Source organism: Rhodohalobacter halophilus, from assembly GCF_001715195.1.
GTDB classification, from domain to species: Bacteria; Bacteroidota; Rhodothermia; order Balneolales; family Balneolaceae; genus Rhodohalobacter; species Rhodohalobacter halophilus.
In genome coordinates this window covers 15,465-30,812 of sequence record NZ_MDWE01000002.1, presented here as the reverse complement: position 1 = coordinate 30,812, position 15,348 = coordinate 15,465, and the positions used below count along the sequence as shown (strand labels likewise).

The window sequence follows — 15,348 nt, the reverse complement described above, 5'->3', positions numbered from 1 at the left end:
CGGCGAGAGCTTATTCAAATACCATCAAAAAACTGAAACTCATCCGGTCTCATGTACCCCTATATGAGCCACCGGATGTACCACTAAATGTACCCCTATGGCAAGCCTTAAAAAACGAAACGGATACTACTCCTTATCTTTCAAAACTACTGTTGACGGAAAGACGATTAAAAAAACTTTCGCACTTGGTACGCGACGAAAGCAGATTGCTGAGCAGAAGAAAAATCAATATGAGAAATTATACGAGAGTGGAGAGCTGAATCCTTTTGAGCCGGGATGGAATCTCAAGGAGTTTGAGCAGCGGCAAATGGATATCGAAGGAGCCGGAGACCGCTCCCTCTATCTGTCCGATCTGAAGGAAGAATTCCTGGATAGCAAAACCAACATCACCCAAAAGTCGAAGGATGCTTATGATGATGTGATCGGCCGCTTTGTTGAGACTGTCGGTGAATCACTGCCGATCCATAGGGTGACGGTCAAGGATCTAAAGGAGTACTGTCTTAATCCAGACCTCGCCAACGCATCAAAGAAAAACTACCTGCGCCACCTGAAAGCTTTTTTCAACTGGGCTGTGAAGGAAGAGTTGATTCAAAAGAATCCGTGCAATGAGGTGAAAGTGCCTAAAGTGAAAGAGAATGTGGTTGACAAAATAATTGACGAGTCACAGCTCAAAAAAATGCTCTCCAAATTCACTGAAGTACAAGAAAAGAGAAGGGCTAATGGAGAGCTGAAAAATGCTATGGCCGAAAAGCTCTGGTTTCGCCCACTTATGACTATGGCGTTCTATACCGGGATGAGACGAAAGGAGATCATCAACCTGGATTGGTCTCACGTAAAACTGAAAGAGCGATTTCTCCGGGTTACCGATACCAAAAACGGACAGGAGAGAACAGTCCCGATTTTTGATCCGCTCTATATCATATTGAACGAATGGCATCAGCAACATGGGACTCCGGATCACGGTTTGGTATTCCCTCATCCGAGATCGACCGAAAAGTTAAAATTCCCATTGCTTGGGAATCATATTTCAAAGACCTTTAACGCATTTGCGAAAGAGGCAGGTATCAAAAAGACGGCTAACTTCCATGGACTGCGTCACTCATGCGCGACATTTCTTTTGAGAAAGGGTTTTAATGTGATTGAGGTAAAAAATATGTTGGGGCATAGGAGTCTGGAGGTCACCAACCGATACGTACATCTGGTCGCAAATGATTTGATTACAACAGCAAGCAGAACAGGACTGATTAAATAATGATAAAACGGGGTGATGTAACCACTATTTCTAAAACTGATCACGACTTTTACCGGATACACTGGTTAAAGGTCGTGGCGAATATTATTGCTGAAGATCCTCGTCCCAACCTTTTGGATGAATGGGATAAAGAGCGAATTTGGAGAATTTTCAAGCTATCGGAACACTATTTTAAATCTGTAGATCGATATGAACCTCTGTTTGAAAAATCGTTAAGAGATCTGGATGGATTTAAGCAAGGTGAGTTCGACAGCTCACGGGTTGAAGCGATCATAGAGATCTATCAGCAGCAGATTGAGAAGATTACACAAGACATCATCCAATTCTGTAAGGAGTCAATAAATCGGCTGAATGTTGAAACCCTGAACTTCGAGAGTACAGATTTGACAGATCCGATTATTCTTAGTTACCTGCGATCTGATTTTGTGAACAAAGTGCCGGTATTTGCAGAAGCAGGGGAGTCGAGAAACAATCAGCATGAGATCACAATCTTTGGAGTTTCCAGGACAAATCTGAATCGCCTGGAAGGAAAGCTGGGGAAATTCCTTCGCTATGCTACAATTGATGAAGCGATTGAGCACGCAAGACGAATCGCTGAAATCAAAGGAGTCTATCGATTTAAAAAGAGAGTAATGGATTTGGATGCTTTGATTGATGAGATGCTGATTGTGAAAGAGCAGAACATCGTGAATCCGGTAAAAGCAAAACAGTCAACGGATGAACTGGTGGACGAAGCTGTGAGTGGTTACGAAATTTTATCAAATCCGGTTTATCTGTTAGATGAAAATGGCTTCAGGAATGCGGTGCGAAATAAGATCAAGAGAAAACTGCATAGGTAAAGAGAAAAAGTTAACGGGATTGAGTAAAACAGATTACAGGGGCAAGCTCATCTAATGTTGTACAAAGGGCACAAATCAGGTCAAAAATATTTGTTTTAAACGGGCAGTATTTTCATGGGGTGATTCATAAAACAGTTACGCCGATTTAGCTTCTAAATCGGTGAATTAAGTTCATATAAGCCTTTTCTTTGTTTTGTTAACATCAACAAACAAATCAAAAAGACATATGAAATCGAACAGTAAAATACAGTCAAACAGTAACTCTGCCCTTCAGGATGTAGTAGAAAAAACCACATCAATTGAAAACAAACTGGACCTGGTATTGAGTGTACTAAAAGGAGGGCCAAGCAACTCCAAATACCTTACCGCCCAGCAAATTGAACAGGAGTTTGGAATCGATCAGCGGACCATTCTCAACCGAAGTAATCTGAGTCAGAGAGACAATAGGTTCATTCCAAGCTTGAGGCTGCAGGGGAGACGTAAATATTTCGAACGAAAAGTGATCGAGAGAATTCTAACACCATCCGGCAGACGATAGGCTCAAGTTCAGCTCTGATAACTCGTGGAGGGGTACTGGTAATACTTTAAAACCATCCACAATCAGACAATCACAGATATTAATGAAACCATCAGAAAGTAAACCGATACACCATGAAGCGGATCTCACTCATCACCAACCGGACCTGAATGAGGCGATCTACTATTTACCGCCTAACATTGACCAAAAGCTGATCTGTTCAGCACTGAAAACGATCTACCCGGAAAAGGGGAAAGAGCTTGCACTTGATTGGTACCATAAATCAAAGAATTCTTTCCCATCAGATTTTGAATCCATGTGGGAAGATTTGAGTTTTACCAGCTATCAGCTGCACACGCTGGATGATTATCTGAACCAGGAGATCTATCGCCGGGCAAAAAAGACCGGATGGATACCGAAAGCATTGAGAAAAGGGAAGCAGAAAAAGCGTCCGCCACTAAAAACAATCATGCAGGAAGTTGCCGAAGAGTTGAAGGCATCAGATACATTAGAATCCAACCTTGCAATTACAAGGGAGCGTCATATCCCGAGTCAGATGAAGTCGTTCATTCCAAATTCCATTGTAAATAGGGCAGGAGCTTGTTATTTCCACCCATATATGAAGCGGGAAGATATTCCGGAGAATGAGAAAGATTATTTAATGAAATTGACCAAAATCACCGATTGTGAAGTTCATGTTCTTGAAGCGGTTGAGTATGTGACTGAACAACAAGGAAGACGTGCAGATGATAAAGAGGTAAGGTATCGGCTTGAATTAAACGACCGAAAGGGAAAGCAGGTAGTGACGGAGGTAACGCATGAAGAATTGACGACCAAAACCCGTTTCTCCAGTTTTTTGGTATCTAAAGGATTCATCAAGTTTATTGGTGAAAACCACCATTTTGATATGTTTCATGAGTTTCTGATCAATGAGCAGGACTATCCAACCATCCGAAACATGAACTCCTGGGGAGAATTTCAGCCGGGTGAGTTTCTGTTTGAAAATGGAATCTATAGTATAAAAGAGAAGCGTTTTATCGAAGCAGACGATCAACTTCGAATTCGTGTAGGAAATAAGCTCTTTACCTGTCCAAGCGGGAGTGAACAGGTGACCCCGCCGGTTCTGTCAACCGTTAAGGATAACAGTGTAGATCTTTTGACTGAAAAGTTCTTGCTGTGGGAAAAGTTTAACGGCTCATTGAATGTACGAACCACCCTGGGATATGCAGTTGCGTGTATATTCAGTCGTGAGATTATTCATAAACTGGATGGATTTCCGATTCTTTTCAAATTTGGAGAGCGTGGAACCGGTAAGAGTTCCAGTATGGATTGGTTCATGTCTCTGTTCGGCTATCTGAATGGAAATCGTCAGTCAGTTTCGAAGCAGAATACAGTGAAGAGTGTGATCCGGCGAATGACCCTGCCCCGATCGTTTCCATTTTTCCTGGATGATTTCCGGAACCATGAGACCAACACCCAGGCCCCGGATATGACAAGCAGTATTTTAAACTGGTACCACCGTATCGGTACCGCGATGGCAAAGAAGAGTACGGATCATCAGACCATCGAAACCCCGATGAAGGCGTGTGTGGTAATGACCGGTAACGATAAGCCGACCGACCCGGCAGTTCTTAGCCGATTGGTGATCCTCAACTACAATAAATTTCTAAAGAAAGAGGAACTGCAGCAGATTAGTGAGGTGTCAGACTTTACTCCTCGTTTCTCAGAGTTTCTATCACTTATTCTTGAAAACTATGATGTGATAAGAGATCACTTCTTCATTCACCTTCGAAACTATCAAAACAATTTAAGCAATGAAGGCTTTGAGGGGAGAACCGTGAACAACTGGGCGATCATTTTGGCCGGATTACAGTCAATAAAATCTACTTTTCCCGGACTAAAACCATGGTTTGAAAATTTTGAGGCCTTTAGAAGCGAAATTTGCAACGCCATCCGAAAAGAGCATTCGTTGCAGCAGGAACACAACCCGATTCACGACTTTCTTCAAAGCGTGGAGCACCATGCTACGCAGACTTTTGATCCGGCATCCGACTTTAACACAAAGCACATGTTGTTAGACCACCGCCATTTTCGGTTTAAAGGATTTGAGGAAGTTAGAGACCATAACGGGGAGCTCATTTACAAAGGGCCGGTACTGGCCATTCATATCAAGCGGATTTGGAATACTTTGCAAGATCACCGGGCACCTATAACGAAGGAGATCTATCTGTCCCTATTGGAATCACACCTGCAAAACAGTAGTTATTTCTTAGATAAAAGTGCCCAGGTATTGTTAACAAAATCTCTGGGTGCAAAAAAAGAGAGCAATGTCCGCTGCTACCAACTCAACGTAATGGAGCTCTTCAAAAAAGGAATGTTAGAAGAACTCATAGAAAAAGCCCGTGACTACGAAAAAACTCGAGTCGAAAGATTAAGTTTATAATAGAATTTCCCCTCCTTCTCAAGGAGGGGCCAGGCCCGCCTTCCGAGGTCTCGTCCGGAGGGCAGGGGTGGTTGAAGTACTTTACTAGGAAAAATGGGATGTTAAATTTAACAAAACACTGCTAACTGCTAAAAAGTCTAATAAAATTATCCATACACTATCAAAAACATCAATTCTATTAATAATATCTACTGCTAAACCCTGCTAAGAGGTGCTAATCGTTGCTAAATTTCTTAGCAGTAGTTAGCACTTATTAGCAATTTGTTAAACAAACTGCTTGACCAATAATCGCTTTATACAGTCATAAAAGCCCGTTTTACCTACTCTTTAGCACTATTCAGCAGCTTAGCAGAGAAAAACAGATGGTTTTTTTAATGATCTGATAGAAAGATGAAGAGAAAACCGATAGATAGAAATGCTAATTCCAGAGAACTCATTTAATTCCGGGAGATTCCATGCAATTCCATAGATGTTTGAAATACTCATAGAAGGCCAGTTTTATTAAGGAAATCGGTAATTCCGTATTTGATTTATAAAAAATCGAGAATACCCAATACGCCACAACGATTACTCAATTCGCTTTATCATCACAGATCTTTGTACTATAAGAAGAGATGTTCTCCATTCATAACCTTCTTCTTTGATGACCATTATTCTATTCATTACAGGTTTACTGCTTCTGATAGCCGGTGCCGAACTGCTTGTAAAAGGCTCATCGGGAATTGCCCTCAATTTTCGTATTTCATCATTAGTTGTCGGTCTGACGGTTGTGGCATTCGGAACCAGTTCACCTGAACTGGCAGTGGGGATAGAGTCATCACTGACCGGCAAAGAGGGCATTACTTTTGGAACGGTAGTGGGAAGCAACATTTTCAACATACTGTTTATCCTTGGCGTATCGGCTGTGATCCTGCCGCTCTCTGTCTCCAGAAAGCTTCTGCGGATGGATGTGCCCTTTATGATCACTCTTTCGGTTGTATTGTTGCTCTTATCGTTGAACGGGGTGCTGAGCCGGATCGAGGGAATTGCACTGACAGCCGGACTCATCATCTATACATCTTTTCTAATCGTGGGGAGCCGAAGAAACGCAGAACCTGTAGAAGCAGGTGAGACTCCGGTAAAAAAGAAAGGGTGGATTCTGAATATCATCATGGCTGCCAGCGGACTTGGATTGCTGATGGCAGGTTCCAACTGGTTCCTGGATGGTGCAGTCTATCTTGCGCAAAATTTCGGCCTGAGTGAAACCATCATCGGGTTAACTATTGTTGCTGCGGGCACATCCATGCCGGAAGTAGTTACTTCCATAATGGCGGTTATTCGCGGTGAACGTGAGATTGCCGTTGGTAATGTGATTGGCAGTAATATCTTTAATATCCTGGGCGTGCTGGGTATTTCAGCACTGTTTGCCGCCGATGGGATTGATATATCAGATTCAATGATTCAATTCGATATTCCGGTAATGATTGCCGTGGCACTAGCTTGCCTGCCGATCTTTTTTAGCGGCGGAATCATCAGCCGCGGTGAAGGTATTCTCTTTTTGGGATACTATTCCGCATATACACTCTACCTGATACTGGCAGCCACACACCACGATGCGCTACCCGTATTCAGCTCCGTCATGATCTGGTTTGTGATACCTATAACCGTCATTACGTTAGCTGTAACGGTCTGGCAGCAGTTCAAATCAAGAAAATGAAATCACGTTTCGGGTGTGAAATAAGTCAATTCATGAATTGATACAACAAGCTCGGTATAAGTTCAGAACTATAAATTCTGAAATCTGAGCGATTGAATGCCCTGACACCATGCCTTCACTCTCCCTTCTATTTTAGATGTAATCATTTAATTAACTTCTTATTGCATATGTATTGATTGTAGAAGTTCTACAATAACAGGAATTTTGTGAAGTAAATTAAATTTATTACCTTGTAATCATTCTACAATGGATAAATTATTTGAAAATATCGCTGATATTCACTTTGGGAGCTCATATAGCTCTTCTGAAAAGGGAACAGTGGCCTATTTTCAAGTAAACAATCTAACTGAAGGGGGCTGTATTGATGAGGGGCATGTGGTCTATATTCAGGAATCTGTAAATATTGATAGGGATGATTATTTACAATCAGGAGATATTCTGCTACCTGCCAAGGGGAGTAAATTTTCTTCAGCTATTGTCCCCGAAAAGTATAGCTGTACTTCCGTTGCTTCTTCTTCACTGTTTATAATTCGGGTAACACGCGATGGGATTCTGCCAGAATATTTGCAATGGTATCTGAATTTGCCCCGGACCCAATGGGAGCTTGAAAAAGGCGCAACAGGCACTAATATTAGTTCACTTTCCATCAAATATCTAAGAAAATTAAAGATTGAACTGCCGGATTTGGATGTCCAAAAAAAGATCGTGTCACTAAAAATTTTAGAAGAAAAAGAATCAGAAATTTTGAACCGGCTAGTGATTGCCAGAAAGAAGCTAGTTCAGGCGATAACAAAAAACATCTTAAGACAATAACATTATGAGCCAGGAAATTTCACAGGACAAAATCAACTCGGTAGCATGGGAAGCATGTAATACGTTTCGGGGTGTAGTAGATGCTTCTGAATACAAAAACTACATCCTCGTATTTCTTTTTATCAAGTATCTGTCGGATTTGCGTAAAGATCGGATGGAGCAGCTCCAGAAAGAATATAATGGTAATGAGGAGCGCATTAAGCGTGCTTTGAAAAGGGAGCGGTTTGTTCTTCCCAAGCATTGCACCTATGATCATATTTATAGTCAGCGTAACGAACCGAATATTGGGGAAGTTATCAATAAAGCGCTGCACGATATTGAAGAGAACAACAAAGAAAAGCTGGATGGAGTATTCCGGAATATTGACTTCAATTCAACAACCGCTCTTGGTGAGACAAAAGACCGCAATTCGCGACTGAAAAGTTTAATTGAAGATTTTAGTGATCCGGTACTCGATTTTCGACCGTCCAGAACGGGTAAGAATGACATCATTGGAGATACCTACGAGTTTCTGATTCAAAACTTTGCATCCGATGCAGGTAAAAAAGGCGGAGAGTTCTATACGCCATCTGAAGTCTCCGAATTAATGGCGCTTTTGCTACAACCCCAGTCAGGCGAACGACTGTATGATCCTACCTGTGGTTCAGGTTCCCTGTTGATCAAGCTTGTTCAGCAAGTGCCTGATAGAAACTACTCCGTCTATGGGCAAGAGAGTAACGGGAGTACGTGGGCACTCTGTAAAATGAATATGTTTCTGCACGATATTGACAACGCAAGAATAGAATGGGGCGATACCATCAAAAATCCCAAACTGACCGAGGATGATAAACTTATGAAGTTTGATGTGGTTGCAGCCAATCCGCCGTTCTCGTTAAAAAAATGGGGAGTAAAAGAGGCCGAACACGATCCCTTCAATCGTTTTTGGCGTGGAATTCCTCCAAAAACGAAAGGAGATTACGGATTCATCACCCACATGGTGGAAAGCCTGAATGAACACGGGCGAATGGTGGTGGTAGTTCCGCACGGGGTGTTGTTCCGGGGTAGCCGCGAAGCCAAGATTCGTGAGCAGTTTATAAAAGAGAACCTACTGGATGCCGTGATTGGACTGCCGGAACAGCTCTTTTTTGGCACGGGTATTCCGGCCGCCTTGTTGGTCTTTAAGAAAAACCGGAGCAGAGAAAACGTGTTATTCATTGACGCCAGTCGTGAATACCGGGATGGTAAGAAACAAAACAAGCTCCGGGAACAGGATCTCGAAAAAATCTCCCAAACGTACCGCGACTATGAAACCATAGACAAATACAGCTACGAGGCCCGGCCGGAGGAATTGGAAGAGAACGAATACAACCTCAATATCCCCCGCTATGTGGATACATTTGAGGAAGAGGAAGAAGTGGACATCCCGGCGGTACAAAATGAAATTGAACTGCTTGAACAAGAGCTGGCTGAGGTGCGAAGCGAGATGGATGAATATCTAAAGGAATTGGGGTTTTAGGATGTCCATATCAAGCATATCATCAATTAATAGATATATACTTTGGGGGATTGCTGCTGGTAGATGTCAATATGAGGGCTGTAATGAAAAACTTTATCAAGATCCGACAACTAAATCGGAATTTAACCAAGCCTATATAGCTCATATAATTGCTGATAAACCGGGCGGTCCAAGAGGTCATGAAACCCTCTCGGAAGAACTGGGGGACGATTTATCTAACCTTATGCTACTTTGCGATAGACATCATAGACTTGTAGATAGTCATGATGTTGATGGGCATTCTGTATCACGGCTAAAGGAGATGAAGAGAAAGCATGAGGAAAGAATCAATACGGTGAGTGGTATTGATGAAGAAATGAGATCTCATATCGTGTTATATGGGGCAAAAATTGGTGACCATGGTTCGCCTCTTACCTTTAAAGAAGCTGTGAATTCAATGAAACCGGAGTTTTATCCGGCCACTGATAAACCTATCGAGCTTAGTATGGCTAGTCCTCATAAAGATGAAGAAGATAGGTACTGGGAGATACAGTCTGAATCTTTGCAACGGAATTTTGACACTGAATTGGGTCGGTTGAAAGAAACTACTGATGTGCCTCATTTTTCAATTTTTGGATTAGCACCACAACCCTTGTTAATACAATTAGGAGTGCTTTTCTCAGAAATCTTCAGAGCAAAAGTTTATACTCGTTTAAGAGAGCCGGAGACATGGAAACACCCCGAAGACGATGCTCCTATCGATTTTGAAGTTATCAAACCAGATAATACTGATGGAGAGCCAGTATTAAATATTTCAATAACAGCTGAAATAGAGGAGAGTAGAATTGAAAAGGTGATGGGAGAAGATAGTTCTATCTGGAAGTTAACGGCCCCTAAGCCGGGGAAGGATCTAATCAGGTCAGATAAAACTCTGGAAAATTTTAGGAGCAGGGTAAGAGAGGTTTTTGAAGAAGTTAAGAAGGCGCATGGTCAGGATAGCTTGATACATGTGTTTCCTGCTATGCCTAATTCTACAGCTATTGAGTTTGGGCGAGTGTGGCAACCAAAAGCAGAATTACCGATGAAAATTTACGACCAAAATTCAAGCAGAGATGGATTTATCGAGACATTAACAATAACAAAAAGGCAAGAGGCCAGACATGATTACTAATGAGCAAAAAATCACCCAATACGGGGATATCCTTGAGGAATTGGGACGATCACTTGATTTAACAGATACACAGATCGAAGAAGCAAAAGATAGATACAAAGCAGTTGGTGAGTATTTACAAAGAGAAGGCTCATCCTTGGCGGATTTAAATCCATCTATCGAACCGCAAGGTTCCTTTTTACTCGGCACAATGATAAAACCCATTAATAAAGATGGACAGTTTGATATAGACCTAATTTGCAAGCTGGAAAGTCTTCCTCCCTTAGATACACAGTCAGATCTTAAGCTTAAAGTTGGAGATGAACTAAGAAAAGGGCGTTATAAAGAACATTTAGATGAGGAAGGGCAGCGTTGTTGGACCTTAAATTATGCAGAAGGCACAAAATTTCACATGGACATTCTTCCTGCTATTCCTGATGATTTTAGAGAACTACTATTTGAAGGGGTAGTTGATAAAAACTTGTATCAAAATGCGCTTAGAATGACAGATAATGAGCATTCTCACTATGATTCTAATAATAGATCTGAATGGCCGAAAACAAATCCGAAGGGTTATTCGGAGTGGTTTAAGGAGGAAATGAAACCTATTCGTGATCGTCTTTTGAAAGAAGCTGCCATGAAAATGGAGAGGAGTATTGAAGATGTTCCAGAATGGAGTGTAAAGACACCTCTTCAAAGAGCGATTCAAATTCTGAAAAGACATCGTGACTTGATGTTTGGGGAGGACGAGAAGAAACCTATTTCTATCATTATCACAACTCTTGCTGCTAAAGCCTATAACCAAGAAGACAATGTATATGAAGCCCTTGTTTCAATTTTAAACGGAATGAAAGGTCATATTAAATTCAAAGAGGATGGTACAGCCTGGGTTGAAAACCCTGTCAATCCCAAAGAGGAGAATTTTGCAGATAAATGGGAGCATTTCCCTGAGAGAAAGAAAGCCTTTTTTGATTGGTTAGTTAAAGCCAAAGAAGAAATCCTCTCTGCCTTGGAACAACCTGGATTACACAACATCCAAAAAGCTTTTGAAAAGCCACTTGGTAAACAAGTAGTTAATGAAGCTTTTACAAACTTAGCAGATAATTCAAAGTCACTGAGAGAGTCCGGTCAGAAAATGATGGGAGTTGGTACTGGAGTTCTAGGTACTGCAGGGAGAACTAAAGTTAAAGATCATGATAACTATGGGAGATTAAAGGATGAATAGAATACCACTTTCCAGTCAGGCGGGAGCTTTGAAGTCTTATTTTCCAGATTCAAAGGTGACTTTTAGTAATGAAATTAGTCTGTCTTGGACTCATACCGTTACTCCTACCCCTGTAAGTGATTCTTATACGTTGAAGCTGACTTATAAAAAAGGTTCTGGAGTGGATGTTTTTGTTGTTGATCCAAAGCGATTGAAACTTGCTAAAGGTAAAAAAAGGCTTCCTCATGTCTACTCTCACAAAAAACAAGAACTTTGTCTTTATTATCCCTCAGCAGAGGTAAGAGAGAGGAAGTGGTATCCGGACATGTTTTTAGTACATACAGTAGTTCCTTGGGCAGTGGAATGGTTAGAATTTTACGAGTATTGGTTAGGTAAGGGGGATTGGCATGGTGGTGGTATCCATCCCACCAGTAAAAAGGAAGAACACGAGTTTGAAAAATCAACTAAGAGTAAGCACTGATATGAAGATAAAAGCATTACTCCAAGAAATAGATAAGCTCAAAAAAGAGTTGGATGTTCTTTCACCGATAGAGGAAGTGTACAAGAATAATCTTATGAAAAAAGTTCATCTCGAATGGACTTTTCACTCCTGCAAACTGGAAGGAAATGAGCTATCATATGGAGAAACCAGAGAATTACTAGAATATGGACAAGGTTCAAAGAGGCCTTATAAAGATCAAAGAGAGATCAAAGGCCACGAGGAAGCCATCTTATTAGTTGAAGATATTGCCCAAAGTAGTAGGCAATTGTCAGAGAGCTTTATTCGAGAGCTGAACCTCAAGATTTTAAAAGAACCATACACCATTAAAACTAAAACGTCTGATGGTAAAGTTACTACGAAAACAATCTATCCGGGCGAATACAAGACCACTCCTAATCATGTAGAAACTAAAAGTGGAGATAAATTTAAGTTTGCAGAGCCTTTTGAGGTTCCCGCAAAAATGCAGGAACTAGTTGACTGGTATGCGAATGAAGATGAATTACATCCTTTGGTAAAAGCAATAGAGTTGCATTACCGATTTATTAGAATTCATCCATTTGATGATGGTAATGGCCGAGTCTCAAGGTTGTTGATGAATTATTGTTTAATGAGTAATAAGTTGCCTCCGGTAATTATTAAATCTCATCAGAAAGACCTCTACTTTAGTGGTTTACGTCAAGCAGATGCAGCTGAATTCGAATCTTTATATGAATTTTTGGGGAATGGCTTGGCAGACTCATTAAAACTGTACATATCTGCTGCCAAAGGTGAAGATATTAACGAGCCCTCAGATTTGGATAAGCGACTAAAGATATTTAGCAGCAAGCTTACTCAAGACGATAAAGATGTAATTAAACTCCAGCGGTCTAAAGAAGTTATAGCTGAAAGGTTTGAAGATTCAATTTGGCCATTTTTTGAATCTGTATATAATAGCACTCATAAATTTTATCGTCTATTTGCAGATCATGAACTTCAATATATGGTTGACCGAACCACCTTCTCCGGCACCAGAGAGATTTCGCTACCAGAAATTAAGGAGAAGTTTAAAGAAGCTATTTCTGAAACGGATCATTTAAAAGAGTTAGGGATTGAGATACGGCTAATAGCCTTTAAGTTTGTTCCTGAAAAGCCAAAAACAGTGTTCCTCAAAACAAATATTGAGTTTCAGGACCACCTCTATATTATCAATCCGCATCATAATGGAAATAAAAATCTTCCTGAGATAAAAAAGCTCTACGATCGACCTCTTTATGAAAAAGAAATCGAAGACTATGTAAACAAGGACGGTAATTCAATATTAGAAGAACTGGAATCTTATCATAATGCTAACAACCAGGAAGAATAGAAGTCTATGGATAGTAGCACACAAAATGAAGACCAATTAATAACCGGTTTTAAAAAGACCAAATTAGGTTGGATTCCTGAGGAATGGGGAATACACCGATTTGATAAAGTTTTTGATTTTAAGAAAAGCTATTCTTTTTCAAGAAATGATTTGACCTTTGAAGAAGATGAAGGCGATACTTTTTATATCCATTATGGTGACATTCATTCTAAGTTTGACACTTTAATTCTACACCTACATGAAGAGAATCATGCCGAAATTCCTCTTTTGAAACAATCTTCGAAGCCAGAAAAAGATCTGATATACCTTGAAGAAGGTGACTTAGTAATTGCAGATGCTTCTGAAGATTATGAGGGTGTGGGGGAATGTATTGAAATTGGTGAGCTGACGAATTCAAAAAATCTTATCGCTGGACTTCACACTATTGTTGCCAGAGATAAAAATGGAAAAACAGCAGACCGGTACCGGGCTTATATTTTGAAAAACTGGCCGGTAGCGAAAGAACTAAAGAAAATTGCAACGGGCATTTCTGTTTTTGGAATCTCAAAAGGTAATCTCTCTAAGCTTAGAATCCCCCTTCCATCTCTCCCCGAACAAAAAAAGATTGCCGACATCCTCTCCACCTGGGACCGTGCCATTGAAACCCTGGACCGGCTCATCGCCAAAAAAGAAGAACTCAAAAAAGGCCTGATGCAGCAGTTGCTTACCGGGAAGAAACAGTTTCCGGGGTTTGAGGGGGAGTGGAGGGAAGTTCGATTTAAAGATGTAGTTAAGATTGATGCAAAATCGTTAAACTCCAAAACTTCACCGGATTATGAGTTTGAATACATCTCCTTGTCAGATGTAGAAAATGGACATATCAGTAATGATTTAGAAGTTTATGAATTTAAAGATGCTCCATCTCGGGCAAAACGGATAGTTTCCGAAGGTGATATTTTAATGGCGACTGTCCGCCCGAATCTTCAAGCTTTTGCAATGGCAAAGAAAGAGCATAATGGTAAGATTGCTTCTACTGGCTTTGCCGTTTTGACTCCAAAAAAGAACTTCAACATCAGATACCTCTATCATTATTTGTACAGCCACCATATATCAGGTCAATTTTATGCCTTAACGGTTGGATCAAATTATCCGGCGATAAACAGTAGTGATGTAAAAAAGCTTAAGATTCGTCTTCCTGCGGATAATGAAGAGATCAACAAGATTGAGTCTGTTCTAACCAATATTGATAAAGAGATTAAATCACTTGAGAAAAACAAAGAGCTTTTAGTGATCCAAAAAAAGGGTCTGATGCAGCAGTTGTTGACGGGAAAAACGAGGGTGAAGGTGGAGAAAAATTAACTTAAACAAACAAGGAGATAAGATATGGCAAATGGTAAACAGGATATTGTAAATGCAATTGAAACGTATATTCAAAAGTGTTCAGGAAATTATTATAGAGAATACTATGTGGGGATTTCTGAAGATGCTCGGAATAGATTGTTTAATGATCATAAAGTGGACGAAGATGCTGGATGTTGGATATATGATACCGCCAATTCCCATATGGCAGCGAGAGACGTTGAAAAGCATTTTATAGCAAAAGGAATGAAAGGTGGGGGTGGCGGAGGTAGTGAAAAAAGTGACATGGTTTATGTTTATCAAATTACAAATTCAACAGTTGAATGAATTTGAAAGAACAATACCGCCAGGATTATATAAAATCTGAACATCACGCTCAGGATGAGCTTGATAAGACGCTGATCAAGCTTTCCGGTGGTGCATTTGCGGTGACGTTCGCATTTGTGAGTAATTTTATTGTGAATGAACCGGTACTGGCAGGCTGGTTAATCACAAGCTGGCTGGTTTGGGGCCTGAGTATAGTGTGCAGCCTGGCCTCCTATTACCTGAGTACACTTGCATTTCGCCGGGCAATTGATGAGTTGGATTCAGGCAAAGAGTTTGAAGATGTAGATCCGGGAGGCCATTTCACAACCTGGTTGAATTTTTTAAATCCTTTTTCGCTCTTTTTATTCGCTATTGGTGTAGTTAGTATATCCATATTTGTAACCTATAACCTATAAAATCATGGCAAAAGAACAGAAAAGACCACCAAAACCAACTACGAGGCCAGCAC

The 15,348-nt window shown here is 40.7% G+C and carries 14 protein-coding genes; all 14 read left to right on the top strand.

Annotated features, from left to right (window positions below):
* Positions 1–97: 97 nt before the first annotated feature.
* The 14 genes from BG260_RS00830 to BG260_RS00765 all read left to right on the top strand — a co-directional run bounded on the left by BG260_RS00830 (position 98) and on the right by BG260_RS00765 (position 15,295).
* Entirely contained in the window at positions 98–1,252 is a 1,155-nt protein-coding gene (locus BG260_RS00830; protein WP_069130054.1) for a tyrosine-type recombinase/integrase, read from the top strand.
* Positions 1,252–2,091, top strand: coding sequence for a hypothetical protein (locus tag BG260_RS00825; protein ID WP_069130053.1), 840 nt, complete (start codon positions 1,252–1,254; stop codon positions 2,089–2,091). Before BG260_RS00830 ends, BG260_RS00825 begins: the two co-directional genes overlap by 1 nt.
* A 226-nt stretch (positions 2,092–2,317) precedes the next feature.
* Positions 2,318–2,629, top strand: coding sequence for a hypothetical protein (locus tag BG260_RS00820; RefSeq protein WP_069130052.1), 312 nt, complete (start codon positions 2,318–2,320; stop codon positions 2,627–2,629).
* 82 nt (positions 2,630–2,711) lie between these two features.
* Positions 2,712–5,051 carry a hypothetical protein gene (locus tag BG260_RS00815; protein WP_069130051.1) on the top strand — a complete coding sequence of 780 codons (2,340 nt, stop codon included), beginning with the start codon at positions 2,712–2,714 and terminating at the stop codon, positions 5,049–5,051.
* 643 nt (positions 5,052–5,694) lie between these two features.
* Positions 5,695–6,747, top strand: a complete 1,053-nt coding sequence (locus BG260_RS00810; protein ID WP_069130050.1) for a calcium/sodium antiporter — start codon at positions 5,695–5,697, stop codon at positions 6,745–6,747.
* A 246-nt stretch (positions 6,748–6,993) separates the two neighbouring features.
* Positions 6,994–7,560 (top strand): restriction endonuclease subunit S, encoded by a 567-nt coding sequence (locus BG260_RS00805; protein WP_069130049.1) that lies wholly within the window; start codon positions 6,994–6,996, stop codon positions 7,558–7,560.
* Between the two features lie 4 nt (positions 7,561–7,564).
* A complete protein-coding gene (locus BG260_RS00800) occupies positions 7,565–9,055 on the top strand; it encodes a type I restriction-modification system subunit M (RefSeq protein ID WP_069130048.1) in 1,491 nt (496 codons plus the stop codon).
* 1 nt (position 9,056) lies between these two features.
* Entirely contained in the window at positions 9,057–10,205 is a 1,149-nt protein-coding gene (locus tag BG260_RS00795) for an HNH endonuclease (protein WP_069130047.1), read from the top strand.
* Positions 10,195–11,409 carry a nucleotidyltransferase domain-containing protein gene (locus BG260_RS00790; protein ID WP_069130046.1) on the top strand — a complete coding sequence of 405 codons (1,215 nt, stop codon included), beginning with the start codon at positions 10,195–10,197 and terminating at the stop codon, positions 11,407–11,409. Before BG260_RS00795 ends, BG260_RS00790 begins: the two co-directional genes overlap by 11 nt.
* Positions 11,402–11,869 (top strand): hypothetical protein, encoded by a 468-nt coding sequence (locus BG260_RS00785; protein ID WP_069130045.1) that lies wholly within the window; start codon positions 11,402–11,404, stop codon positions 11,867–11,869. Before BG260_RS00790 ends, BG260_RS00785 begins: the two co-directional genes overlap by 8 nt.
* A gap of 1 nt (position 11,870) precedes the next feature.
* Complete coding sequence (locus BG260_RS00780) at positions 11,871–13,235, top strand: Fic family protein (protein WP_069130044.1); 1,365 nt, start codon at positions 11,871–11,873, stop codon at positions 13,233–13,235.
* Between the two features lie 6 nt (positions 13,236–13,241).
* A complete protein-coding gene (locus tag BG260_RS00775; RefSeq protein WP_069130043.1) occupies positions 13,242–14,573 on the top strand; it encodes a restriction endonuclease subunit S in 1,332 nt (443 codons plus the stop codon).
* Positions 14,574–14,597: 24 nt separating this feature from the next.
* Positions 14,598–14,900 (top strand): hypothetical protein, encoded by a 303-nt coding sequence (locus tag BG260_RS00770; protein ID WP_069130042.1) that lies wholly within the window; start codon positions 14,598–14,600, stop codon positions 14,898–14,900.
* The gene (locus BG260_RS00765) at positions 14,897–15,295 is read left to right on the top strand and encodes a hypothetical protein (protein ID WP_069130041.1); all 399 of its coding nucleotides are present in this window, start codon (positions 14,897–14,899) and stop codon (positions 15,293–15,295) included. The genes BG260_RS00770 and BG260_RS00765 overlap by 4 nt, the downstream gene beginning before the upstream one ends.
* Positions 15,296–15,348 lie beyond the last annotated feature (53 nt).